Annotated in this window: 18 protein-coding genes; 13 read left to right on the top strand and 5 right to left on the bottom strand. The window is 65.5% G+C overall.

The annotated features are described in order from the left end of the window. Both AVME950_RS23730 and AVME950_RS23725 read left to right on the top strand, forming a co-directional pair. Positions 1-2,072, top strand: a 2,072-nt coding sequence (locus AVME950_RS23730) for an RHS repeat-associated core domain-containing protein (protein ID WP_284431675.1), incomplete at its 5' end; no start/stop codon positions are given. Further along, entirely contained in the window at positions 2,072-2,515 is a 444-nt protein-coding gene (locus AVME950_RS23725) for a hypothetical protein (RefSeq protein ID WP_284431674.1), read from the top strand. The genes AVME950_RS23730 and AVME950_RS23725, both read left to right, overlap by 1 nt. A 58-nt stretch (positions 2,516-2,573) precedes the next feature. Here AVME950_RS23725 and AVME950_RS23720 read toward each other — a convergent pair whose 3' ends face one another. Continuing rightward, a complete protein-coding gene (locus AVME950_RS23720; RefSeq protein WP_272566988.1) occupies positions 2,574-3,476 on the bottom strand; it encodes a LysR family transcriptional regulator in 903 nt (300 codons plus the stop codon). Between the two features lie 186 nt (positions 3,477-3,662). Between AVME950_RS23720 and AVME950_RS23715 the strand changes: the two genes are divergently transcribed. The 5 genes from AVME950_RS23715 to AVME950_RS23695 all read left to right on the top strand — a co-directional run bounded on the left by AVME950_RS23715 (position 3,663) and on the right by AVME950_RS23695 (position 9,193). After that, positions 3,663-4,388 carry a pirin family protein gene (locus AVME950_RS23715; protein WP_284431673.1) on the top strand — a complete coding sequence of 242 codons (726 nt, stop codon included), beginning with the start codon at positions 3,663-3,665 and terminating at the stop codon, positions 4,386-4,388. A 110-nt stretch (positions 4,389-4,498) separates the two neighbouring features. Beyond that, the gene (locus AVME950_RS23710) at positions 4,499-5,179 is read left to right on the top strand and encodes a hydrolase (RefSeq protein ID WP_284415109.1); all 681 of its coding nucleotides are present in this window, start codon (positions 4,499-4,501) and stop codon (positions 5,177-5,179) included. A 45-nt stretch (positions 5,180-5,224) separates the two neighbouring features. Then, positions 5,225-7,114: an amidohydrolase gene (locus AVME950_RS23705; protein WP_284431672.1), complete on the top strand. Its 1,890-nt coding sequence runs from the start codon at positions 5,225-5,227 to the stop codon at positions 7,112-7,114. A gap of 14 nt (positions 7,115-7,128) precedes the next feature. Beyond that, complete coding sequence (locus AVME950_RS23700; protein WP_284431671.1) at positions 7,129-7,536, top strand: DoxX family protein; 408 nt, start codon at positions 7,129-7,131, stop codon at positions 7,534-7,536. Continuing rightward, the gene (locus AVME950_RS23695) at positions 7,526-9,193 is read left to right on the top strand and encodes an MFS transporter (protein WP_284431670.1); all 1,668 of its coding nucleotides are present in this window, start codon (positions 7,526-7,528) and stop codon (positions 9,191-9,193) included. Before AVME950_RS23700 ends, AVME950_RS23695 begins: the two co-directional genes overlap by 11 nt. 243 nt (positions 9,194-9,436) lie before the next feature. Here AVME950_RS23695 and AVME950_RS23690 read toward each other — a convergent pair whose 3' ends face one another. Continuing rightward, positions 9,437-9,877, bottom strand: a complete 441-nt coding sequence (locus AVME950_RS23690; protein WP_284431669.1) for an Hsp20/alpha crystallin family protein — start codon at positions 9,875-9,877, stop codon at positions 9,437-9,439. 26 nt (positions 9,878-9,903) lie between these two features. Beyond that, positions 9,904-10,350 carry an Hsp20/alpha crystallin family protein gene (locus AVME950_RS23685; RefSeq protein WP_284431668.1) on the bottom strand — a complete coding sequence of 149 codons (447 nt, stop codon included), beginning with the start codon at positions 10,348-10,350 and terminating at the stop codon, positions 9,904-9,906. 236 nt (positions 10,351-10,586) lie between these two features. On the opposite strand from AVME950_RS23685, the gene AVME950_RS23680 reads away from it, so the two are divergent. From AVME950_RS23680 to AVME950_RS23660, 5 genes are read left to right on the top strand one after another with little or no spacing between them, the layout of a single operon-like run. Beyond that, on the top strand, positions 10,587-13,406 hold the full coding sequence (locus AVME950_RS23680) for an SNF2-related protein (protein WP_502869450.1): 2,820 nt from the start codon (positions 10,587-10,589) through the stop codon (positions 13,404-13,406). Beyond that, on the top strand, positions 13,406-15,142 hold the full coding sequence (locus AVME950_RS23675) for an AIPR family protein (RefSeq protein ID WP_284431666.1): 1,737 nt from the start codon (positions 13,406-13,408) through the stop codon (positions 15,140-15,142). Before AVME950_RS23680 ends, AVME950_RS23675 begins: the two co-directional genes overlap by 1 nt. Before the next feature lie 21 nt (positions 15,143-15,163). Beyond that, on the top strand, positions 15,164-16,822 hold the full coding sequence (locus AVME950_RS23670) for a site-specific DNA-methyltransferase (protein WP_284431665.1): 1,659 nt from the start codon (positions 15,164-15,166) through the stop codon (positions 16,820-16,822). Then, complete coding sequence (locus tag AVME950_RS23665) at positions 16,819-18,084, top strand: PDDEXK nuclease domain-containing protein (protein WP_284431664.1); 1,266 nt, start codon at positions 16,819-16,821, stop codon at positions 18,082-18,084. Before AVME950_RS23670 ends, AVME950_RS23665 begins: the two co-directional genes overlap by 4 nt. After that, on the top strand, positions 18,081-20,828 hold the full coding sequence (locus tag AVME950_RS23660; protein ID WP_284431663.1) for a DEAD/DEAH box helicase: 2,748 nt from the start codon (positions 18,081-18,083) through the stop codon (positions 20,826-20,828). The genes AVME950_RS23665 and AVME950_RS23660 overlap by 4 nt, the downstream gene beginning before the upstream one ends. A gap of 104 nt (positions 20,829-20,932) precedes the next feature. On the opposite strand, the gene AVME950_RS23655 is transcribed toward AVME950_RS23660, so the two are convergent. After that, a complete protein-coding gene (locus tag AVME950_RS23655; protein WP_284431662.1) occupies positions 20,933-23,029 on the bottom strand; it encodes a molybdopterin-containing oxidoreductase family protein in 2,097 nt (698 codons plus the stop codon). Between the two features lie 97 nt (positions 23,030-23,126). Between AVME950_RS23655 and AVME950_RS23650 the strand changes: the two genes are divergently transcribed. After that, positions 23,127-24,269, top strand: coding sequence for an ABC transporter substrate-binding protein (locus AVME950_RS23650; protein WP_284431661.1), 1,143 nt, complete (start codon positions 23,127-23,129; stop codon positions 24,267-24,269). Between the two features lie 13 nt (positions 24,270-24,282). On the opposite strand, the gene argE is transcribed toward AVME950_RS23650, so the two are convergent. Further along, positions 24,283-25,437: an acetylornithine deacetylase gene (argE, locus tag AVME950_RS23645; RefSeq protein WP_284431660.1), complete on the bottom strand. Its 1,155-nt coding sequence runs from the start codon at positions 25,435-25,437 to the stop codon at positions 24,283-24,285. Between the last annotated feature and the right edge of the window lie 37 nt (positions 25,438-25,474).

Raw genomic sequence — 25,474 nt, 5'->3', positions numbered from 1 at the left:
AGGGCCTGGGCGAGCTGGACTGGCTGGCCTACGGCTCGGGCCACGTGCACGGGCTGCTGCTGGACAAGACCCCGGTGCTGGCCATCGAACGCGATGCGCTGCACCGGGAGGTCGCGCGCAGCCTGCAACTGGAGGGCGGCGCGCAACGGGTCCATGCCGCAGTCACCCAGACCCGGCGCCTGGACCCCATGGGCCGGCTGCTGCAGCAAGACTGGCAAGGGCTGCCCTCGGCAGGATTGGCGCAGGCACCGGGCCCGCTCGCCGCCCTGTCCGTGCGCCGCTACACCTACGACGCGCTGGGCCAACTGGTGGGCGTGCAGACCCCGTTGGATGCCACGCGCTACCACTACGACGTGCACCAGCGCCTGATCGGCGTGGCGCATGCGGCCGCCGACGCCGTGCAGCAGCGGCGCTGGCGGCTCGATCCGGCGGGCAACCGGCTGCCGGACCCCTCGGGCCAGGACGCGGCCCCGGGTGCGGACCGCCAGGACTGGGCGAGCCAGGTGCAGCAGAACCTGCACGACCCGGGCTTCGATCTGCTGCAGCCGCAGGGCGGTGAGCGAGGCCGCGCGGGCGGGCCGGTGCAGCAGTGGCCGGGCAACCGCATCGGCTGGAGCAACGGCGGGGCGGGAGCCGGTGCGGGAACCGGTGCGCAGGGGGGCACCCTGCAGTACCGCTACGACGCCTTCGGCAACCGGGTGCAGGCGCAGCACGCCGATGGGCGCACGCTGCGGCTGGAGTACGACGCGCTGCACCAGTTGACGGCGGTGTTCGAGCAGGCGCTGGGCGAGCCGGGCTGGACGCCGGTGGCGCGCTACCGCTACGACGCGTTCGGGCGGCGTCTGGGCAAGGCCGTGGTCCGCGAAGGACATCGGGAGAGCACCCACTACGGCTGGGACGGTGACCGGCTGGTGCACACGCAGGATGGGCAAGGCATCCGGCACACGGTGTACGAGCCGGCCAGCTTCGTGCCGCTGCTGCAGCTGCAGCGCAGGCAGGGGGCCAAGGATGCGGTGCAGATGCTGATGGGCCTGGGTGCAGAGCCGGGCGAAGACACCACGGATGCGGCGGACAGCTTCGCGGCCATGCCGCGGGCGCAGCGGGAGATGGTGCAGGCGGCGCTGAACACCGTGCTGGACCCCGCCAGCGGCGCGCAGGCACTGGCCCTGGTGCAAAAACACATGCCGCAGGATCTGGCGCAGGCCATGGCGGGCAGCGTGGGCCAGTTGCAGGCCGAGCGGCAGGCCCAGGCAGCGGGCAACCCGCTCACCATCCGGCACTACCTGTGCGACCACCTGGGCACGCCGATCGGGCTGGTGGATGGCAACGGAGAGAAGGCCGGCGAGATCACCTGGGCGGCCAGCTATGGCGCCTGGGGAGATGTGCAGGAGGAATACAACCCGCACCGGATCGAGCAGAGCATCCGGCTGCAGGGCCAGCAGCTCGATGCCGAGACCGGGCTGCATTACAACCGATTCAGGTACTACGACCCTCACCTGGGGCAGTACATCACGCAGGATCCGATCGGATTATCCGGTGGCGTGCATCCCAGTACCTATCCGGTCAATCCCGTTCAGTACATTGATCCGCTGGGTCTGTTCGAGTGGACCAATATCGAGATGCCGTCCCTTCCATCGTTCGATGGCAAAGGGGATACGGCAGTTTGCAGCTACTACGATGACATGGCGAAGAGCAAGCCCCAATGCAGTTATTACCCGGCTGGGGCATTGATATGCCGGGGCGAAAACATGAGTGTGAACGCGGTGGTCAAAACGGCCCTCGTCGCAGAGTCCGCCATCCAGGGAAAGTCGCTCAAGCAGTCCGAGGTTTTGACGAGCATCCGGGGGAAACTGGTCGCCTCGGACAAGGCGGCGCAGGCCGCGGGCAAGGTCGATCAAAACGGCTGTACGCAAGGCAATGAAATCGATGCGTACCACGACAAGGCCTTCACCGAATCCGGAGTCAGCAAAAACTTCTATGGCGGTAATTTGTGGCCCCAGGGTACATGGCCGAATCCTGTGCCCCTGGACCCCTCGGCATGGAAATACGACCCCAGGAGAATTTGGAATTGATGAAGAACCCGCGTCCCGAAGCACTGCAGGCCCCTTCGAAATGGATGGCTTACGCGTGTTGGATTCCATTCGCCGTTCTGGGCTTGGGCATCCTCGTGTTCTTTCTGTCGATGGTCGCATCGGCCTTTCAGGAACTGCTGCCCAAATGGGTGGCCGCCCATGATTATTTGCCCAAGGCGATGGCCTATCTGCTGCTGGGCGCCCACGTCCTTCTGACTTCGGGCCTGGCTTTTCTCGTCTTCATCCTGTTTTTCATCAAAAACAAGCAGCCGCGGCACGGGTTTTATGTGGGGATGTTTTTTCTCCTTTATTTTCCCTTGCGGGTGTTTTTCATCTTTATGGTGATGCCGCTTTTCCCGCTGTGGTTGGTCCTGGAATGCGGAGAAATCTGGGTGCTGAAAAAGATCTATCGCAAATTCCCGCAGCGGCTGGCACCCCCCTGACGGGAATCGGCCGTCGCAGCGACGCTTGCCGCTGTGATCGGCCGAGTCGGCGGCGCCCTCACTGCGGCAGGATGCCCGGCAGCAGCGGCCGGTCCAGCCGCTGGCGCCACCATTTGAGCGCCTCGCCCATGTGATCGGGCTTCCAGGCGAGCCAGAAGGTTTCGTCGGGTCGGGGTTCCTCCACCGGCAGCTCCACCAGCACCCCCGTCTCCAGCTCCACCCGGATGCACGCGCGCGGCAGGAAGCCGTGGCCCAGGCCCGCCGCCTGGCAGGCGATCTTGGCCTGCATCGACGGCACGGTGATGCGGCGCTGGCCCGACTGCAGGCCCACGGTGCGGTCGGTGAGCGACCGCGCGCCGTCGCCCACCACCACGGCGGTGTGGTCCAACAGGTCGCTGCGGGTGATCGGGCGCTGCAGCTGCGCCAGCGGGTGCGTGGCCGTCACGCAGAACACGAACGCCAGGCTGCCCACGGCCACCGCCTTGTAGCCGCCGCCGGCCGGGCCTTCGCCCGCCGCCACGACGATGTCGGCGCGGCCGTCGCGCAGCGCCTCCCAGGTGCCCGTGAGCGCCTCGCAGCCGATGCGCAGGCGCGTGCCGCAGTGCAGGTCCTCGAAGGCGCAGATGTCCTGGTTGAACGCGCTGGTGGGGATGAGCGAGTCGTGCACCAGCCGCAGCTCCGATTCGAACCCCGTGGCGATCTGCCGCATGCGCGATTCGAGCTGGTGCGCGGCCGTGAGCAGCCAGCGGCCTTCCTTGAGCATCTCCTGCCCCGCGGGCGTGAGCGCCACGCGCGGGCCGTTGCGCGTGAAGAGGGCGATGCCCAGTTGCTCCTCCAGCTTGCCGATGGCGTACGAGATGGTGGAGGGCACCTTGTGCAGCCGCTCGGAGGCGCCGGCGAAGGAGCCGTGGCGGGCGATGGCGTCCACCAGTTCGATGGCTTCGAGGGTGAGTTTCAACATGGCTTGCAGGCGAGGAATTGAATCATCGAAATTATCGATGATGAATGGTGAAACCTTTCAACCTGCGGCCCTGCCTGCCGCGAGATACTTTCTTCACCGCAGCACTGAAGCCCAATTAAATCAAGGCGATTTCGGCAAAAGGCCCACAGTGTGAATTTCATCGAAGACACCGAAAGGAAACGCACCATGCTCGACATCCGCAAAGCCCACCAACGTGGCAACGCCAACCATGGCTGGCTGCATTCGCACCACACCTTCTCGTTCGGCCACTACCGCGATGCCAAGCAGCAGGGTTTCTCGGACCTGCTGGTCATCAACGACGACCGCGTGGCTCCGGGCAAGGGCTTCGGCGCTCACCCCCACCGCGACATGGAAATCTTCTCCTACGTGCTGGAAGGCGCGCTGGAGCACCAGGATTCGATGGGCACCGGCTCGGTCATCCGCCCCGGCGACGTGCAGATGATGAGCGCCGGCACCGGCGTGCGCCACAGCGAGTTCAACCACTCGGCCGACGAGCCCGTGCACTTCCTGCAGATCTGGATCGTGCCCGGCGTGACCGGCGCCACGCCCCGCTACCAGCAGGTGCACTTCAGCGAGGCCGAAAAGCGCGGCCGGCTGCGGCTGATCATCTCGCCCGAAGGATCCGACGGCTCGCTGGCCGTGCACCAGGATGCCCGGGTGCATGCCGGTCTGTTCGATGGCGACGAGGCCGCCGAGCTGGACGTGGGCCCCGGCCGCAACGTGTATGTGCACGTGGCCCGCGGCAGCCTGGAGGTGAACGGCGAGCGCCTGTCCGAAGGCGACGGCGCCCGCATCCGTGACGCTGGCGCCCTGCGCTTTGCCAGGGGCGAAGGTGCCGAGGTGCTGGTGTTCGACCTGCGCCCCAACGAGCTGCCCGCCATGCCGCACTGACCGGTGAGGGGCGGCGGCACCGCCGCCCCGCCTGCCTTCTTTCTTGTCTTTCGATTCCCCGTTTTTTGTTTTCTCTCCTCCATTCACTCGATCCATCCAGGAGTTTTGCCATGACCGCCACCCGCATCAACGCCGCCGCCAAGCCCGTCGCCACCGCCACGCCCGGCGCCACGCTGCTGAACCCGCAGGACCACACGCTGGTGATGATCGACTTCCAGTCGCAGATGGCCTTCGCCACGCATTCGATCGATGCGATCACGCTGCGCTCCAACGCCGGCCTGGTGGCCAGCGCGGCGGCGGGCTTCGGCGTGTCAACGATCCTGACCACCGTGGCGGAAAAGAGCTTCAGCGGCCCGATGTTCGAGGAGGTGACCGCACCGTTCCCCGGCCAGGCGCTGCTGGATCGCACGTCGATGAACACCTGGGAAGACGAGGCCGTGATCCGCCGCATCAACGAGATCGGCAAGCCGCGCATCGTGCTGGCGGGCCTGTGGACCAGCGTGTGCATCGTGGGCCCGGCGCTGTCGGCGCTCGACCAGGGCTTCGAGGTGTACGTGATCGCCGATGCGAGTGGCGACATCTCCACCGAGGCCCACCACCGCGCCATGGAGCGCATGGTGCAGGCGGGTGCGCGACCCATCACGGCGCTGCAGTATCTGCTGGAGCTGCAACGCGACTGGGCGCGTACGGACACGTACGACATGACGACCGGCATCGCCAGAAAGTTCGGCGGCGGCTACGGCCTGGGCATCACCTATGCCAAGGCCATGTTCAACGCCCACGAGGGTTGAAAAGAGCGCACCCTTCGCATTGCCGATCCCCCAAGAAGCCTGCCCATGACCCCGCCCACCCCTCCCGACCTGATCCTGTACAACGGCCGCTTCACCACGCTGGACCGCGCCAACCCCGCGGCCAGTGCCGTGGCCATCGCGCAGGGGCGCTTCACCCACGTCGGCATGGACCGCGACGTGCTGGCGATGGCCGGGCCGGGCACGCGGCGGATCGACTTGAACGGCCGCAGCGCGCTGCCGGGCCTGATCGATAACCACCTGCACATCATCCGCGGCGGGCTCAACTTCAACATGGAGCTGCGCTGGGACGGCGTCAAAAGCCTGGCCGATGCCATGGGCATGCTGCGGCGTCAGGTGGCGGTCACGCCCGCGCCGCAGTGGGTGCGCGTGGTGGGCGGGTTCACCGAACACCAGTTCGCGGAGAAGCGCCTGCCTACCATCGCCGAGCTGAACGCCGTGGCGCCAGACACGCCGGTGTTCATCCTGCACCTGTACGACCGCGCGTTGCTCAACGCCGCCGCGCTGCGCGCCGTGGGCTACACGCGCGACACGCCCGCGCCGCCCGGCGGCGAGATCGTGCGCGATGCAGCCGGCAATCCCACCGGGCTGCTGCTGGCCAAGCCCAATGCGGCCATCCTCTACGCCACGCTGGCCAAGGGCCCCAAGCTGCCGCACGCATACCAGGTCAACTCCACGCGCCACTTCATGCGCGAGCTGAACCGCCTGGGCGTGACGGGCGCCATCGATGCGGGCGGCGGCTTCCAAAGCTACCCCGACGACTACCAGGTGATCCAGGAACTGGCCGATGCCGATCAGCTCACCATCCGCCTGGCCTACAACCTGTTCACGCAAAAGCCGAAGCAGGAAAAGGAAGACTTCCTGAACTGGACGGCCACGTCGCAATACAAGCAGGGCACGGACTACTTTCGCCACAACGGCGCGGGCGAGATGCTGGTGTTCTCGGCGGCGGACTTCGAGGACTTCCGCCAGCCACGCCCCGACATGGCGCCCGAGATGGAGGACGACCTCGAAGGCGTGGTGCGCATCCTGGCGCAGAACCGCTGGCCCTGGCGCATGCATGCCACCTACGACGAGACCATCGAGCGCGCACTCGACGTGTTCGAGAAGGTCGATCGCGACACGCCCCTGGCCGGCCTGAACTGGTTCTTCGACCATGCCGAGACCATCTCGGAAAAGTCCATCGACCGCATCGCCGCTTTGGGCGGCGGCGTGGCCGTGCAGCATCGCATGGCCTACCAGGGCGAGTACTTCGTCGAGCGCTACGGTGCCGGCGCGGCCGAGGCCACGCCGCCCGTCAAGCGCATGCTGGACAAGGGCGTCAAGGTCTCGGCCGGCACCGACGCCACGCGCGTGGCCAGCTACAACCCGTGGGTGTCGCTGTCGTGGCTCATCACGGGCAAGACCGTGGGCGGCCTGCAGATCACGCCGCAGCGCAACTGCCTGGACCGCGAAGCGGCGCTGCGGCTGTGGACCGAGAACGTCACCTGGTTCAGCAACGAAGAAGGCAAGAAGGGCCGCATCCAGGCCGGCCAGCTGGCGGACCTGACCGTGCCCGACCGCGATTTCTTCGTCTGCCCCGAATCCGACATCGCCGACACCACGGCGCTGCTCACGGTGGTGGGCGGCAGGGTGGTGTATGGCGCCGCTGATTTCGCCCGCTTCGACGACGCGGCACCGCCGCCCGCCATGCCCGACTGGTCGCCCGTGCGCACCTTCGGTGGCTATGCCGGCTGGGGCACGCAGGAGGGCGCGCCGCTGCAGGCCGTGGTGCGCCGCGCCGCCGCGGCGTGCGCCTGCGCCAACGATTGCAACGTGCACGGCCACCAGCACGCCACGGCCTGGAGCAGCCGGCTGCCGATTGCCGACCTGAAGGGCTTCTGGGGCGCCCTGGGCTGCGCCTGCTGGGCGGTGTGACCGTGGCGAACGGAATGGACGCGCTGCGCGGCGCCTTCACCGCGCCCTGGGTGCAGTCGCTCGCGCTGCTGTGCCTGTGCGCGGCCTACCTGCAGGGCGGCATCGGCAAGGCGCGCGACTTCGCCGGCGCCGTGGCCGAGATGCGCCGTTTCGGCCTGGCGCCCGCCGCGCCCGTCGCGGCGGCCACCATCGCGCTGCAGCTGGGCGCCTCGCTGCTGATCGTCTCGGGCTGGTACCGCTGGCTGGGCGCGCTGGCGCTGGCCGGCTTCACCGTGCTGGCGGCGTTCCTGGCCGACCGCTTCTGGCAGGTGGCACCGCCCGAGCGGCGGGGCGCCGCCAACGCATTCTTCGAACATTGGGGCCTGGTGGGCGGCATGCTGCTCGTCGCCTGGCACGACCTGGGAGGCCTCCATGGCACATGACGATCACCCACACGATTCACCGTCCGCCGCGGCCGCCGCCGCCGCCGTGCCCGCACCTTCGGGCAGCTTCGCGCCGCTGCGCCTGCCGCTGTTCGCGGTGCTGTGGTCCGCCACGGTGCTGGGCAACATCGGCAGCTTCATGCGCGACGTGGCCAGTTCGTGGATGGTGACCGAGCTGTCGTCCAACCCCACCGCCGTGGCGCTGGTGCAGACGGCGGCCACGCTGCCGATCTTCCTGCTCGCGATCCCGGCCGGCGTGCTGTCGGACATCCTGGACCGCCGGCGCTTTCTGATCGCCGTGCAGGTGCTGCTGGCCTGCGTGAGCGGCACGCTGCTGGTGATGGCGCGCACGAACACGCTCACCGTGGAATCGCTCATCGTGCTCACCTTCGTGGGCGGCATCGGCGCGGCGCTCATGGGGCCCACGTGGCAGTCCATCGTGCCCGAACTGGTACCTCGCAGCGAGCTGAAAAGCGCCGTGGCGCTCAATTCGCTGGGCATCAACATCGCCCGCGCCATCGGCCCCGCGGCCGGCGGCCTGCTGCTGGCCAGCTTCGGCGCGGCCGCGGCCTACGGCCTGGACGTGGCGAGCTACGGCTTCGTGATCGCCGCGCTGCTGTGGTGGAAGCGCCCCAAGGCCGAGCCCACCGGGCTGAACGAGCAGTTCTTCGGCGCCTTCCGCGCCGGCCTGCGCTACGCGCGCGCCAGCCGCGAACTGCACGTGGTGCTGCTGCGCGCGGCGGTGTTCTTTCTGTTCGCCAGCTCCGTCTGGGCGCTGCTGCCGCTGGTGGCGCGGCGCATGCTGGGCGGCACGGCGGGCTTCTACGGCGTGATGCTGGGCGCGGTCGGTGCCGGGGCCATCCTCGGCGCGGTGCTGCTGCCCCGCCTGCGCAAGCGCCTGGATGCCGACGGGCTGGTGCTGCTGGCCTCGCTGCTCACCGCGGGCGTGATGGCCGTGCTCACCCTGGCGCCGCCGCGCGAGGCCGCCGTAGCGCTCATGCTGGTGCTGGGCCTGGGCTGGATCATCGCGCTCACCACGCTCAACGGCGTGGCCCAGGCCGTGCTGCCCAACTGGGTGCGCGGCCGGGGCCTGGCGATCTACCTCATGGTGTTCAACGGCGCCATGGCCGCCGGCAGCCTGGGCTGGGGCCTGGTGGCGGGGCAGGCGGGCCTGCCGGCCACGCTGCTGGCCGGCGCGGGCGGCCTGGTGCTGGCGGCGTGGCTCTTTCACCGCGTGAAGCTGCCCACCGGCGAGGCCGACCTGCAGCCGTCCAACCACTGGCCCGAGCCGCTGCTGGCCGAGCCCGTGGCGCACGACCGCGGCCCGGTCATGGTGCAGATCGAATACCGCGTGCGCACGCCCGACCTGCCCGCGTTCCTGCAGGCCATGCAGCACGTGGCGCGCGAGCGCCGCCGCGATGGCGCCTACGCCTGGGGCGTGGCGGAACACTCCGCCGAGCCGGGCCGCGTGATCGAGTGGTTCCTGGTCGAGTCGTGGGCCGAGCACCTGCGCCAGCACGGCCGCGTCTCCAGGGCCGACGCGGACCTGCAGGCCCAGGCGCTGCGCTACCACGTGGGGCCGGAGCGGCCCGCAGTGCACCACTATCTGGCGCTGGATGCGCAGAGCGTTGCGGCACCGGCAGGGGCGCCCGGCTGATGGCCGAGGGCGCGATTCACGCCGGTGCGGGTGCGGGTGCGGGGATGGCTGGCAAGCGGGGCCTCGGCCGCTGCGGGCTTGCATCCGCCGCAGGGCCGGGCGCCGCTCCCTGGCACGGCGGCGGCAGGGTTTGGGCCAAAAACGGCTCCACCGCAATATCCACTAGGGCATATTGCTATCAAATAAATAGCATCGAAATCTGCTGGGTGGAGCCGTCGGCGTGGGACGGGCAGGGTCTCGCGGTCAGGCCACCTGCACCTCGATGCGCCGGGGCTGGGCATGCTGCGCTTTCGGAATGCGCAGCTTCAGCACACCCTGGGCGAGTTCGGCCGACACGCGTTCGGGGTCCAGTTCCTTGCTGAGCGTGAACACCCGCCGGAACCGGCCCAGGCCCACCTCCGTATGGCTGGAAGTGAGTCCCTGCGGCACGGCCAGATCGGACTCGGCCTCAATCGTGAGCGTTTCCGATTCGATGTGCAGGTTGAGCTTGTCGCGGCTCACGCCGGGCAGGTCCGCGTAGAGCGTGATGCCGCCCGCATCCTCGATCACGTCCACCGGTGGCGTGAGCGTTGCCTCCGCGTAGCGCGTGCCGTCCTGCGGCGCCGCGCCGCCGTTCTGGCCGGTCTGGGCTGGTGCTTGTGTTTGTGCTGGGGCAGGGTTCGAAGTCTGGAGGTCGTTGCGCATGGCTGTCGGTCCTTTCTTCTTGGGGGTCATGCGGGTTGCTGGATCGCGATGCGCCGCGGCTGTGCGCTCGCACGGCGCTGCACGCTGATGTGCAGCACGCCGTCGCGCAGCCTGGCCTGCACGGCATCCGGATCGGCGTCGTCGGGCAGGGTGAGCACGCGGCGGAACTTGCCGCCGAAGCGCTCGTGGATGTGCGCCGTGGCCTTGGCATCGGCCTCACCGATGGGGCTCTTGCGCTCGCCTGCGATGGTCAGCAGGCCGCGCTCCAGATGCACTTCCAGCGTGCCCGGATCGACGCCGGGCGCGAAGGCATAGATCTCGATGGACTGCGGCGTCCCCCCGACGTTCAGGGCGGGAAACCCGTTGCGGGCAACGCCGCGGATGGTGGGCGAAAGATCGAAGGCCTGCTGCATCTCGCGCTGCAGGCGATCCATCTCGGCGAACATGTCGCGCGGAAACAGGGATCGGTACATGGCGAAACCTCGTGTGGTGTCGTTGATGGAAACGGAGCGCGGGCCAGGTGCCGCGCGCTTCCGGTTCATGAACTAGCAGCGGGTTTCGGGTTTTCAAGAGGGGGCGGTGCAGAAAATGAGAGCGAGCAGTTTTCAGTGCCCAGCCTTCTTGGTCGAACCATAATCACCACGATCCAGAGTCCGGAATCATCTTGTCCTCACGCCAAACCCCTTACCAAACGCAATATTTCGCTTGGTTGCTTTCCAGGCAAATCGGGCGCGACTCTCCTGATCTGCTGGCCTCTACTCTGGTCGATGCCCGCGTGGACTTGAACCCTCATCAGGTCGAAGCCGCTTTGTTCGCCTTTCGCAGCCCGCTCTCCCAAGGCGTCATCTTGGCCGACGAAGTGGGATTGGGTAAAACCATCGAGGCCGGGTTGGTGATCGCCCAGCGCTGGGCGGAGCGCAAACGTCGCATCCTCATCATTGCGCCAGCCAACTTGCGCAAGCAATGGCACCAGGAACTGCAAGATAAGTTCAGCCTGCAGGCGTTGATCCTGGAGGCCAAAAGCTATAAGGAACAACGCAAGGAGGGGCAAAACAACCCTTTCGACCAAGTCCGCGTGCTTATTTGCTCCTACCAGTTTGCAAAGACCAAGGCCGACGATTTGCGCCGTGTGCCATGGGATTTGGTGGTGATGGACGAGGCCCATCGCTTGCGCAACGTGTACAAGCCCAGCAACGTCATCGGCAAAGCACTCAAAGACGCATTGGCCCATGCTCCCAAGGTGCTGCTCACCGCCACGCCGCTGCAGAACACGTTGCTGGAACTGTATGGGTTGGTCAGCCTGGTAGACGAACGCGTGTTTGGTGACTTGGCTAGCTTTCGCGATCAATTCGGTGCACTCAACAACCCCGACACAGTAGCCAAGCTGCGCAACCGCTTGCAAAACGTGTGCATGCGCACGCTGCGCCGCCAGGTGCAGCCCTACATCTCGTACACCAAGCGCATCCCCATGGTGGAGGCGTTCACCCCTTCGCAAGAAGAGCAGGCATTGCGCGACATGGTGGCTGACTACCTGCGCCGCCCTGCGCTCAACGCGCTGCCCGCAGGGCAACGCCAGCTGATTTCTTTGGTGCTGTGGAAACTGCTGGCATCCAGCAGCTACGCGATTGGTGGCGCGCTGGGCACCATGGCCCAGCGCCTCCAAGATCAACTGGGTGATGAACCTGCAGACAAGGCCGACGGGCAGCTTAGCGACGAGCTGGACAAAGACTACGAGTCGCTGGACGAAACTGAAGAAGAGTGGTCGGAGAGCGATGGTGAGGCGCCATCTTCGCCCAAAGCCAGCGTGGCTGATGAGATTGCCGAGCTGCGCGAATTTCAACGCATGGCCACCACCATTCGCGACAACGCCAAGGGCCAGGCCCTGCTCACCGCGTTGGGCAAGGCGTTTGCCGAGCTGGAGCGCCTGCACGCGCCGCGCAAGGCCCTCATCTTCACGGAATCGCGCCGCACGCAAGACTATCTGCTGGGCCTGCTGGAGCAAAGCGCCTACGCAGGCCAAACCGTGCTTTTCAACGGCACCAACAGCAGCGAACAGGCCACTCGTATTTACCAAGACTGGCTCAAGCGCCACGCGGGCACTGACCGCATCACCGGCTCCCGCACCGCCGACACCCGCGCTGCGTTGGTCGAGCATTTCAAAGAATCCGCCAGCATCATGATCGCCACCGAGGCCGGGGCCGAGGGCATCAACCTGCAGTTCTGCTCGCTGGTCATCAACTACGACCTGCCGTGGAACCCCCAGCGCATCGAACAGCGCATCGGGCGCTGCCACCGCTACGGGCAAAAGCACGACGTGGTGGTGGTCAACTTTGTGGACCACAGCAACCCCGCCGACAAGCGCGTGTACGAGCTGCTGGCGCAAAAGTTTCAGCTCTTTGAAGGCGTTTTTGGGGCCAGCGACGAAGTGCTGGGCACCATCGGCAGCGGCGTGGACTTTGAACGCCGCATTGCCGAGATCTACCAAACCTGCCGCAACCCGCAAGAGATCGAAGCCTCGTTCCAGCAACTGCAGCTTGATTTGTCGGGCGAGATCAGCGCTGCCATGCTCAAAACCCGGCAACTGCTGCTGGAGAACTTTGACGAAGCCGTGCAAGACAAGCTCAAGCTGCGGCAGACCGAAAGCACCAGCGCTCGCAACCGGTTCGAGCGGCTACTGATGGACCTGACCCAGGCCGAGCTGCAAGGCCACGCCGAGTTTGACCACGAAGGCTTTACCCTGCGCCAAACGCCCCACGGCCTGCCGCCCACCGACGCGCCCCCAGGCCGCTACGAGCTACCCCGCCGCAGCGAAGACGCCCACCTCTACCGCACCGGGCACCCGCTGGCGCAAGCGCTGATTCAGCAAGCTCGCCAGCGTACCCTGCCCACGGCGCGCGTTCAGTTCAGCTACGACGAATACGGCACCATGCTTGCCACCCTGCTGCCCCTGCGCGGGCAAACGGGCTGGCTCAGCCTGAGCGTGCTGTCCATCGACGCTCTGGGCGTGCGGGAGGACTACCTGCTGCTCGCTGCCATCACCGATGCCGGTCAGCCCCTGCACGAAGAAGACGTACACAAACTGCTGCGCCTGCCCGCCCAGGTGCAGGAGGCCGGCCTGTTCATGGAGCCCCCGGCCGCTCTGGCCGAAGACGTGGAGCGGCTGGAGCGCGAACAGGTCCAGTCCGTGAACACCCGCAACCTGGGCTACTTCGATGCCGAAGTGCAGAAGCTCGACGCCTGGGCCGACGACCTGAAGGTGGGCCTGGAAAACGAAGTCAAGGAGCTGGATCGTGAGATCAAGGACGTGCGCCGCACCGCCAGCGTGGCGGCCACGCTGGAAGAAAAGCTGCACTGGCAAAAGCGCCAGCGCGAACTGGAAGACAAGCGCAACCAGTTGCGCCGCAGGATCTTCGACCGGCAGGACGAGATCGATGCGCAGCGCAGCCGCTTGATCGACCAGTTGGAAGACCGCCTGGCTTCTAGCACGACGCTCAAGGAAATATTCCAAATTCAATGGGAGCTGATTTGATGGTCACTGCTGACGCACGCCCCTTGGAGGTGCAGCAAATACAGGCGTTCTTGAAGACGCAGTTCAATGGCGCCATCGTCGGCACAGGCAATGCGCCCATGGACCGGGAACGCAACTTCCTGTCCAAGGCCCTGGCCGCCCATTTCCTGATGGCCCATGCAGGCGCCTCCAAGGCGGAGGCCGTCGCAGCCAGCATCGATGGCGGAAACGACCATGGAATCGATTCGGTGTACATCAGCGCCACGGGTGTTTTCTGGCTGGTGCAGTCCAAGTACATCCATGAAGGCAAGGGCGAGCCTTCTTTGGGCGATGTCTCCAAGTTCAAGGATGGGGTGAAGGACTTCGCCGCCGCCAAGTTCGATCGCTTCAATCAGGCGCTGGTGGCCAGGGTGCCGGAGATCCGTTCTGCCATGGACAGGCCGCATGCCATCCGCTTCGCGCTGGTGTACACGGGCACCTCACTGAATGAAGATCGAATCCAGCTCTTCAGCGATGTGGAAGAAGGGCTCAACCTGGTGCAGCCCGATAGGGCGCGGTTCGTCCGGTTCGGCCTCTTCGACTTCCATGACTCCATCACGGCGAAAAGGGCGGAGCAGAGGATTCCCCCGACCGTCATCGAGCTGCGCAACTACGGCCTGATCGAAAGGCCCACGCGTGCTTTTTACGGGGTGATGCGCGTGCGCGACCTGGCCGAGCTCTACCAGAAGCACGATCATGCACTGGTGCGCGAGAACATACGCAGATACCGGGGCTCGTCCAGCGTCAACGCCGAAATCACCCGGACGCTGCTGGAGGCGCCCGAGAACTTCGTCTATTTCAACAACGGCGTGACCTTGCTGTGCGAAAGGATCACGGCCGTGGGGGCTACGGATGCCGAGCGGCGGCGCGGCCGGTTCCGGCTGGAAGGCGTCTCCATCATCAACGGCGCGCAGACCGCTGGAACCGTGGCGCAGCAGCCGCTTGCGCATTACGACACCCATCCTGCCGATGTGCTGGTGACGTGCATCCAGTCGTCCGGCGAGCAGGCCGGCTTCGGTGACCGGGTGACCGAATACCGCAACAACCAGAATGCCGTCCGCGTCCAGGACTTCATCGCGCTGGACGACAACCAGGAGAACTGGCGCCGCACCTTGAAAGCGTCCGGAGTCACGTACATCTACAAGCCCAGCGCCCAGGACCCGCACGCTGCCGAGCGGATATTCACCGCCCAGGAGGCCGTCAACTATCTGGCCTGCGCCAGCAAGGACGGCAAATACTGGGCAACGCTGGTCGGCTGGGTCATGTCCGGCTCCAGCCTGCTTTGGGAGCAGAAGCGCAATCTCGAAGGCAAGGCCGTCAAGCCCGTGGAAGATTCAGTGTACGGGCGCCTGTTCACGGGCAGCCTGACGGCACGCCGCTTGTGGCGCACCACCCAGCTGGGCCGCATGGTGCGCGAGCTGGTCGAGGCCGACGCCCAAACCCTGCCGTCCGAAGAGGGTGCGCTGCAGAAAGCAGCCGTTTTCCTGATCGTGCATCTGGTGTTCTCCCGGCTGCACCGCCTGTGCGACGGCGTCACCCTGATGCTGACCAGGGCCGAGCGGGACGCCGTATCGCAAGAGGCAGAGAAGGTGCGCGAGGCGCTTGCCCAGGCGTATGGCCAAGAAGACTGGGGCGGGCAAGAGCCCGCGGCCGTGCTGGCGGACCCGAGCAATCTTCAATACCTCAAGCGCCAGGTGATGGCGGCCCTGGCGGCCTGAGCGGCATAGACAATACCCACCATGGCACACCAAAAACTAGAACTCACCTGGATCGGCAAGGACCAGCGCCCTCGGCTGGAGCCGCGCATTTTGTTGGAAGACCCGGCCCGCAGCTACCACGCCAAGCAGCGCGTAACGGACCAGGATATTTTCGACAACCGTCTCATTAAGGGCGACAACCTGCTGGCGCTCAAAGCGCTGGAGGCCGAGTTTGCGGGCAAGGTGAAGTGCGTGTTCATCGACCCGCCGTACAACACCGGCAGCGCCTTCACGCACTACGACGACGGGCTGGAGCATTCAATCTGGCTGGGGTTGATGCGCGACCGGCTGGAGATCATTCGTCGCCTGCTGGCCGACGATGGTTCGCTGTGGATCACGATTGACGACAACGAGGCGCATTACCTTAAGGTGTTATGCGATGAGGTGTTTGGGCGGTCGAATTTTGTTGCCAATGTTGTTTGGCAGAAAAAGTATTCGAAGCAGAATGATGCCAAGTGGCTCAGCATTAGCCATGATCATGTTTTGGTCTACGCTCGAAATAAGAATCTTTGGAAACCTAACTCCATCGAGCGAAGCGATGATCAGCTGAAAGGGTATAAGAATCTTGATAACGATCCGCGTGGGCCCTGGCAGTCTGTTGTCTATACATGTGCAAAAACAAGGGCTGAACGGCCTAATCTTTTCTACGGTATTCGCCATCCTCGCACTAACGAGTTGATTTTTCCCAGCGAAACAAGAGTTTGGGGATACGACGAGAAGAGACACGCAGAGCACGTACGAGACGGCTTGATATGGTGGGGGAAAAATCAGGAGAAAGACAAGCCGCGTTTGAAGTCTTTTTTGAGTAAGGTTGGTACTGGACTCGTCCCTGACACCTTGTGGCTGCGCGAGGACTCAGGGGACAATCAGGATGCCAAACGAGAAATGCTGGGTTTGAACCCGGTGGATGTATTTCCTACACCGAAGCCAGAGAGGCTAATGGCGAAGGTATTGGAAATCGCCACCAACCCCGGCGACCTTGTCTTAGATTCCTTCGCCGGCTCCGGCACCACCGGCGCAGTCGCCCACAAAATGGGCCGCCGTTGGATCATGGTGGAGCTGGGGGAGCATTGCCACACCCACATCGTGCCGCGCCTGCAAAAAGTCATCGACGGGCACGACCCCGGTGGCGTGACCCAGGCCACCGGCTGGCAAGGCAGTGGCGGCTTTCGCTACTACACGCTGGCCCCCACTCTGCTGGCCACCGACCGCTGGGGCAATCTGGTCATCAACCCGGCTTACGACGCAGCCATGCTGTCGGCAGCCATGTGCAAGCTGGAGGGCTTTGCCTATGCGCCCAGCGAGGCGCTGTGGTGGCAGCACGGCCACAGCAGCGAGCGCGACTTTATTTATGTGACAACGCAGACCCTGAGCGCCGAGCAGCTCGACGCCCTGGCCGAAGAGGTGGGCGCAGAGCGCAGCCTGCTGGTGTGCTGTGGTGCCTACAGGGGTGTGACCGCTGCACAGGCCGCGCAGCGCTGGCCGCAGCTCACCATCAAAAAAATCCCGAAGATGGTGAAGGACCGCTGTGAGTGGGGCCACGACGACTACAGCCTGAACGTGGCCAACCTGCCAATGGCAGCGTCCAAGCCGGGCGCTGCGCCCGCGCAGGATGATTTGTTTGGCGAGGACAGGACATGACCACGTTGCCCGCGCAGACCGAATTGCTGGCGCGCATTCGGCACATTTGGGAGTCTGCGCGCACCCACGCGGCGCGCTCGGTCAACACGGCCCATGTGTGTGCCAACTGGCTGATAGGGCAGCAGATTGTGGAGGCGGAGCAGGGCGGTGCCAAGCGGGCGGCGTATGGCAAGGCTTTGCTCAAGGCGCTGTCTGAACAGTTGTCGGCTGAGTATGGAGCGGGGTTTTCTGTCAGCGCATTGCAGTACATGCGCAGCTTTTTTTTGGGCTACCCGCAGCTGCTGGCAAAACAACACGCAGTGCGTGTTGTTTTGGATGTACAGGAGATTCAACACGCAGTGCGTGGCGAATCTCCTGGGGCCCGTGATGTGGTCCAGCCGGGCGTGCTCAACCCCAGCTTGTCATGGACGCACTACCGCACCCTGTTGAAAGAAGAGCGCCAGCCCGTGCGCGATTTTTATGAAATCGAGTCCGTGCGCAATGGGTGGTCTGCCCGGCAACTGGAGCGGCAGATGCATTCCTTTCTGTTTGAGCGCCTTGCCAAGAGCCGCGACAAGCAGGGCGTGCTGGCGCTGGCCAACGAAGGGCAGGCGCTCAACCGTGCGCAAGATGTGATCAAAGACCCCTACGTGCTGGAGTTTCTGGACTTGCCGGAATCGCACCGCTTGGTGGAGTCGCGCATTGAAGAGGCGTTGATCAACCAGTTGCAGGCCTTTTTGCTGGAGCTGGGCAGTGGCTTTGCCTTTGTGGGGCGGCAGCGGCGGTTGACGCTGGATGGAGACCATTTTTACCCCGACCTGGTTTTCTACCACGTCAAGCTCAAGTGCTACGTGGTGATCGACCTGAAGGTCGGCAAGCTCACCCATGGCGACCTAGGGCAGATGCAGTTGTACGTGAACTACTACGACCGCGAAGTGGCCTCTCAGGGCGACAACCCGACCATTGGCCTGCTGCTGTGCAGCGAGAAGAACGACGCGGTGGTGCGCTATGTGCTGGGCGACAAGAGCGAGCAGATTTTTGCCAGCCGATACCAGTTTGCCCTGCCCAGCGAGGACGATTTGCGTGCGGAGATTCGGCGCGAGATGGAGCAGTTTCAACCGTTGGAGCGGTTGGAACCGTTAGTGCCATCGGAACCGTTGGAGCAGCGTGAGGGGGCGTCAGCCAAAGTAAAACGGGCGGCCACAGGCAAACCGAAGGCACCAGCGACCAAGACAACAAAGAGCCGTTCGAAATCCACGGCGGCCAAGGGACCCGAACAATGAGCCAACGCGAAGTCAACGCCATCGCAGGCCGCCTGAGCCTGCGCAAGCCGCAAACCGATTCACTGCAGGCACTGTCTCGTGCCATTGAGGCCAGCCCGCTGGTGCTGAAGCACGACCGCGACAGTGCTGAGCTGGCCGATGTGCTGAAGGTGCTGCAGGGCCAATTTGCCACGTTGAAAGACTTTGAGCGTGACTTTCCTTCGCTGTGCTTTGCGCTGGCCACGGGGGTAGGCAAAACGCGGTTGATGGGTGCTTTCATCAGCTACTTGTATGCAGCGCACGGTATCAAGCACTTTTTTGTGCTGGCGCCCAATTTGACGATTTACGACAAGCTGATTGGCGACTTCACGCCCAACACACCCAAGTACGTGTTCAAGGGCATTGCCGAGTTTGCGGCGTACCCGCCAGAAATCATCACGGGCGACAACTACGAGGAGCGGGCCCAGGCGCTGGGCGATTTGCTCTCTCCGGTAACGATCAATATCTTCAACATTGCCAAGATCACGTCGGAAGTGCGGGGCGGAAAAGCGCCGCGCATCAAACGCCTGAGCGAATACATCGGCCAGAGCTATTTTGACTACCTGGCCAGCCTGTCCGATCTGGTACTGCTGATGGACGAGTCGCACCGCTACCGCGCCACGGCGGGCCTGCGCGCCATCAACGACCTGAAGCCGGTGCTGGGCCTGGAGTTGACGGCCACGCCGTTTGTCGAGACCACCAAGGGGCCGGTGCCGTTCAAGAACGTGGTGATGGAATACCGCCTGGCCCAGGCCATGGATGATGGTTTCGTGAAAGAGCCCGCGGTAGTGACCCAGCGCAACTTCGACGCCAAGGCCCTGCCGCCCGAAGAGTTGGAGCGTGTGAAGCTGCGCGACGGCGTGCGCATGCACGAAGCCACCAAGGTGGAGCTGAAGACCTATGCGCGTACAAACGGAGTGAATGAGGTCAAGCCGTTCATGCTGGTGATTGCACGGGACACCACGCATGCCTCGGCCCTGTTGGCGCATTTGCAGTCGGACGAGTTTTTTACGGGACGCTACCGCAACAAGGTGATTCAGGTGGACAGCAGCAAGAGCGGCGCAGAAGAAGAGGAGATGGTGCGCAAGCTGCTGGCCGTGGAGAGTGTGGACGAGCCCACCGAGATCGTGATCCATGTGAACATGCTCAAGGAGGGGTGGGATGTGACCAACCTCTACACCATCGTGCCTCTGCGCGCAGCCAATGCGCGCACGCTGGTGGAGCAGTCGATTGGCCGGGGGCTGCGCCTGCCGTATGGCAAGCGCACGGGCGTGGATGCTGTGGACCGCCTCAGCATCATTGCGCATGACCGGTTTCAGGAAATCATTGACGACTCTGCCAAGGCAGATTCGCCTGTTCGCCTGAAGAAATTTGAACTGGACGCGCCCGAGGATGGCGACGACCAGCCGCAGAGTGTGACCGTGGCCTCGAGCCTGTCTGAGGCGCTGGGTTTGACGGAGGGTGTCTCGCAAGTGGGCGATGTTGCGGGCAACGCACGCAAGCCATTGCCGGGCGCAAACGCGCCAGCCCCGCTGTTCGCCACGGAGCGCGAGCGCCAGGCCGCTGTAGTGGTGATGGAGGTACTGGGCAGCTACGAGATCAAGCCAGAGCAAGCCCCCACACGCCAAGCCTTTCTGAACACGGATTTGCAAGCCCGCATTGCTGAGGCGGTGCGCGAAAAGCTGCCGCCCGCGCAGGCGGACCTGTCGCTGGGCGAAACCCCCGCTGCAGAACTGGACCTGCAAGCGGTAGTGCGCCGCACGGTGGAGGCGGTGGTGCAAAAGACCATCGACATACCTCGCATTGTGGTGGTGCCCCAAGGCGAGGTGCGTAGCGGCTTCAAGCCGTTCACATTGGATGTGAGGGGTTTGCACTTGCAGCCCAAGGACCGCTCGCTGGTCGGCCAGAACCTGGGCAACCAGGAGCAGTTCACCCTGTCTGCGCAAAGCGGGGGCACAGAGCGTCGGCCCGAGGACTACATCGTTCACGCGCTCATCGACTACGACGACATTGATTACCTCACCCAGGCCAGCCTGTTATATGACCTGGCCGGACAGGTGGTGGCGCACCTACGCAGCTACCTCAAGGATGAAGACGAGGTGCGTAATGTGCTGGACCTGGACCGGCAGCTGATTGCGCGCAATGTCTATGCGCAGATGCAAGACCATTTCGAAGAGTCCGCCTCGGCTGGGTACACCGTGGATGTGCGGCGCGGGTTCACTGCGCTGAAGGCACCTACGTACACCGTGGGCGCTGGCCAGGTGGTGCGTGACTACCGCGAGACACCCGAAGACCTGGGGCGCATCAAGCAGATGGTGTTTGGCGGCTTCAGCCGCTGCCTGTATCCGCTGCAGAAGTTCGACTCCGACACCGAGCGCAAGTTTGCCGTGCTGCTGGAGCGTGAGGCGGACAAGTGGCTCAAGCCTGCCAAAGGTCAGTTTCAGATGTTCTACAAGCTAGGCGCAGAGCAGCCTGAATATGTGCCCGACTTTGTGGTCGAGACTGCGCACCACGTACTGATGGTGGAAACCAAAGCCAGCAAAGAAATGGACAGCACGGAGGTCAAGGCCAAGGCGCGGGCTGGTGCACTGTGGTGCAAGAACGCGACAGATCACACCCGATCCGTTGGAGGAAAATCTTGGAAGTACCTGCTGGTTTCCCATGAACAGGTCACCGCAGACAAAACACTCAATGACTTTCTGCGCTTTGAAGTGTTGAGCCGCTGAATGGGTGGATCTTGAAGGTTTGAGAATATCTGTCGGCGCTTGAGGCCAAAGCGCTAGCAGCTAGCGAAACAGGGTCAATTTTCCTGCCGCCATCCTCGGAGCCTTTAGGTGGATGCCCCTGCGGTCGTGTGGGCCCCGCTGGCCTCTACCTGCACCACGCAGTCGTAGAACGTGGGTGCCGCACCGATGTCGGACAGGGCCTGGCTGGTCAGCTCGTTCACGTTCGTGCCGTTCACGCCGAACTTGCGCCACCAGATGCCCAGGCCGTTGACCACGCCGGGGCGGGCGCGGCCGTTCACGGCGGCGTGGCATTCGTAGCTGCCGCGGTCGTTGAACACGCGCACCCGCGTGCCGTCGGCGATGCCTCGGGGGGCGGCATCGTCGGGGTGGATCTCCAGCACCGGCTGCGTCTCGATGTTGCGCAGGCTCTGCACGTTCACGAAGGTGGAGTTCAGGAAGTTGCGCGCGGGCGGCGAGATCATGGCCAGTGGATAGCGGCCGCCGGGCTGCGGCAGCTCGTGGTTGGGCACGTGCACCGGTACGGGCGGCAGGCCCTGGGCCGCCAGCCGCTCGCTGTAGAACTCGCACTTGCCCGACGGCGTGTGAAAGCCGCCTTCGGCGAACGGCGCATCGGGCAGGGGCAGGGGCGCGAAACCCACGTCGAGCAGCTGTCCGAAGTCGATGCGATCGCCGTAGGCCTGGCGGCACAGGGCCTCGTCGCTGTCGGTAAAGCACGGCTCGGTGTAGCCCATGCGCTCGGCCAGGTCGCGGAAGATGCGGGCGTTGGAGCGCGACTCGCCCAGCGGCGCGATGGCCGGGCGGTTGAGCAGCACGTCGGTGTGGCCGTAGGAGACGTGCACGTCCCAGTGCTCGAGCTGCGTGGTGGCGGGCAGCAGGTAGTCGGCGTAGTCGGCCGTGTCGGTGCGAAAGTGCTCCAGCACCACGGTGAACAGGTCGTCGCGCGCGAAGCCCCGGGCCACCTGCGCGGAGTCAGGCGCCACGGCCACGGGGTTGCTGTTGTAGACCACGACGGCCTCGATCTTCGGGCCGAACTCCGGCGAGGATTCGCGCAGCAGGTCGTCGCCGATGGTCACCATGTTGATGGTGCGCGGCACCGGGCCCGTGTGCAGGTCGGGGCGCTGCAACTGGGCGCGCTGCACGGGAAAGTGGCCGGAGCTCGACAGCAGCAGGCCGCCCGCGCGGTGGCGCCAGGCGCCGGTGAGCGCGGGCAGGCAGGCCACGGCGCGCGTGGCGTTGCCGCCGCCGCGCACGCGCTGCATGCCGTAGTTCAGGCGGATGGCGGCGGGCCGCGTGGTGCCGTAGTCGCGCGCCAGCTGGCGGATCTGCTCCACGGGCAGGCCGCAGACCTCGGCCGCGCGCTCGGGCGGCCACTGCAGCGCGTTCTCGCGCAGCGCGTCCCAGCCCACGGTGTACTGCGCGATGTAGTCGTGGTCGAGCCAGTCGTTGGCAATCAGCTCGTGCATGAGCGACAGGGCCAGGGCCGCATCGGTGCCGGGGCGCAGTTGCAGGTGTTCGTGGCACTTCTCGGCGGTCTCGCTCTTGCGCGGGTCGATGCACACCAGCCGGGCGCCGTCGCGCTTGGCCTGTTGCGCGTAGCGCCAGAAGTGCAGGTTGCTGCCGATGGAGTTGCTGCCCCAGATGACGATGAGGCGCGATTCGGCGAAGAACTCCACCTTCATGCCCAGCTTGCCGCCCAGCGTGTAGTTCAGGCCTTCGCCGCCGGCGGTGGAGCAGATGGTGCGGCCCAGCTGCGATGCGCCCAGCCGGTTGAAAAAGCGCCGGTCCATGCTTTCGCCCTGCACGAGGCCCATGGTGCCGGCATAGCTGTAGGGCAGGATGGCCTGCGGGGCGCGGGCGGCGATGCGCGTCAAACGCGCCGCGATATCAGTGAGCGCCTCGTCCCATGTCACCGCCTCGAACTGCGCCCCCGGGCCCTTGGGGCCGACGCGCCGCAGCGGCTGCAGCAGGCGGTCGGGGTGGTTCGTGCGCTCGGCATAGCGCGACACCTTGGCGCACAGCACGCCGCCGGTGTGGCCGTGCGCCGGGTTGCCCTGCACGCGCGTGGCCACGCCGTTGTCCACGGTGGTGAGCAGGGCGCAGGCGTCGGGGCAGTCGTGGGGGCAGGCCCCGCGCACTTGCCGGACCGGCTCGGAAATGGGGGGGATTTCAGTCGTGGACATAGGGGTTTTCCTGTCGATACACTCACCGACCAGCAGCGATGGCGGGGTGGCGACCCCGCGGAACGTCGACGTTTTTGATCGAAGAGGGGATTTCACCATGAAGCATATTGCGTTGGGGCGCAGACGGTTTTCCATCGGCCTGGGGGCCGCCGCGCTTGGCGGTTTCGGGCTGGCACGGGCGCAATCGGAGGCGCCGATCGTGCTGGGACAGTCCGCCCCGTTCAGCGGGCCCGCCGCGCAGCTCGGGGTGCAGTTGCACCAGGGCGCCCAGCTTTACTTCGAGCAGTGGAACGCCCAGGCGGGCTCCGGCCGGCGCACGGTGGAGCTGCGCACGCTGGACGACGGCTACGAGCCCGACCGCTGCGCTTCCAACACGCGCAAGTTCATCACCGACGATGTGTTCGCGCTGTTCGGCTACGTGGGCACGCCCACCAGCCTGGCGGCGATGCCGCTGCTCACGCAGGCCAAGCTGCCGTTCTTCGCGCCGTTCACGGGGGCCGAGGCCTTGCGCCAGCCCTTGAACAAATTGGTGTTCCACGTGCGCGCCTCGTACAACGACGAGACCGCCGCCATCGTGAACAAGCTCACCCACCTGGGCCTGAGCAAGATCGGCGTCTTCCATCAAAACGATGCCTATGGCAAGGCCGGACTGGATGGCGTGGCGCTGGCACTGGGCGCCCACAAGCTCGCCCCGGTGGCGCAGGCCACGGTGGAGCGCAACTCGGTGGACGTGGCCGCAGCGGTGCAGACCCTGGTGGCGGCGCGGCCCGAGGCGATCGTGCAGGTCGGCACCTATGCCGCCAGCGCCGCTTTCGTGCGCGCCGCGCGCAAGGCGGGCTACGGTGGCACGTTCTACAACCTGTCGTTCGTGGGCACGCAGGCGCTGATGGACGAGCTCAAGGCCGATGGCGCGGGCGTGGTGGTCTCGCAGGTAATGCCCTCGCCCTACCAGTCCGCCCGCCAGCTCACGCGGGAGTTCCAGGACGCGATCAAGAAGGGCGGCAACAAGGTCCAGGCCAATTACTCCAGCCTGGAGGGCTACCTGGCCGCGCGCGTGTTCACCGAGGGGCTGCGCCAGGCCAGCGGCCGGCCCACGCGCGAATCGCTGATCTCGGCGCTGGAAGGGTTCGGCACGCAGCAGATCGCGGGCTTCCAGGTGGCGTTCGGCCCCGGCAACCACACGGGGTCGCACTTCGTGGAGATGTCGATGCTCACGGGCGACGGCCGCGTGCGCGTCTGACCCGGCGCGCGGTTTACAGCTGGCGCGTCGCGGCCAGCCCCTGCATGAAGGCCTCGCAGCGGGCGAGCTGGTCCAGCGAGACGTATTCGTCGGGCTGGTGCGCCTGCTGGATGCTGCCGGGCCCGCACACCACGGTGGGAATCCCGGCGTTCTTGAACAGCCCCGCCTCGGTGCCGAAGGCCACCAGCGTGGTGCCCTGTTCCCCGGCCAGGCGCTGCGCGAGCCGCGTGACGGCATCGTCCCGGTTGCCCAGGAAGCTCGGGATCTCGCAGATCGTCTCGAAGGTGATGCCGGTGCTGGGCGCCACTTTATGCATCGCGGGCTCCAGCGACCGGGCATAGGCGATCACCTCGGCCTGCATGCCGGCGGCGTCCGCCGTGGGCAGGTCGCGGAATTCATAGCGGAACTCGGCATCGCGCGGCACCACGTTGTCGGCGATGCCGCCATGGAACTGGCCCACGCTGGCGGTGGAAAAGGGCACGTCGAAGCCTTCGAAGCGCGGCTCGTGCCGCTCGAAGCCCTCGGCCATGTCGCGCACGCGACCCACCACGCGCGCGGCCATCTCGATGGCGTTGACCGAATGCGGCGTGAGCGAGGAGTGCGCCTCCTTGCCGCGCACGCAGCACTTGTAGCGGTACACGCCCTTGTGCGCGATGGCCGGCACCATGCTGGTGGGCTCGCCCACGATGCAGGCCAGCGGGCGGATGCCGGCGTCCTTCATGTCGGCGATGAGCTCCTTCACGCCGAAGCAGCCCACCTCCTCGTCGTAGCTGAAAGCGTAGTGGATGGCGAAGGGGGCATCGCTGTTCAGGAACGCTTCGGCCTGCGCGAGCGCGATGGCGATGAAGGCCTTCATGTCGGCGCTGCCCCGGCCGTACAGGCGCCCGTCCTGGACGGTGGCGCCCAGCGGGTCGAAGGTCCAGTCCTGGCCGTCCCACGGCACGGTGTCGGTGTGCCCGGACAGGATGATGCCGGCAGGCTTGCCCTCGCCCAGCGTGGCGAACAGATTGGCCTTGGTCTTGTCGGCGTTGAAGCTCAGGCGGCTTTTCACGCCGAGCTTTTCGAGCGTGTCGCGCACGAAATGGATGAGATCCAGATTGGAGTGGTGGCTGACGGTGTTCATGCGCACCAGCGTCTGGGCCAGTTGCAGGGCATTCGTGGAGATCATGGTTCCATTCTCCCGGATCCCGCCGGCCCGCGCTGCG

The sequence above is a fragment of the Acidovorax sp. SUPP950 genome (assembly GCF_030158935.1).
Classification (GTDB): Bacteria; Pseudomonadota; Gammaproteobacteria; order Burkholderiales; family Burkholderiaceae_C; genus Paracidovorax.
This window is presented reverse-complemented; position numbering and strand designations above follow the sequence as displayed.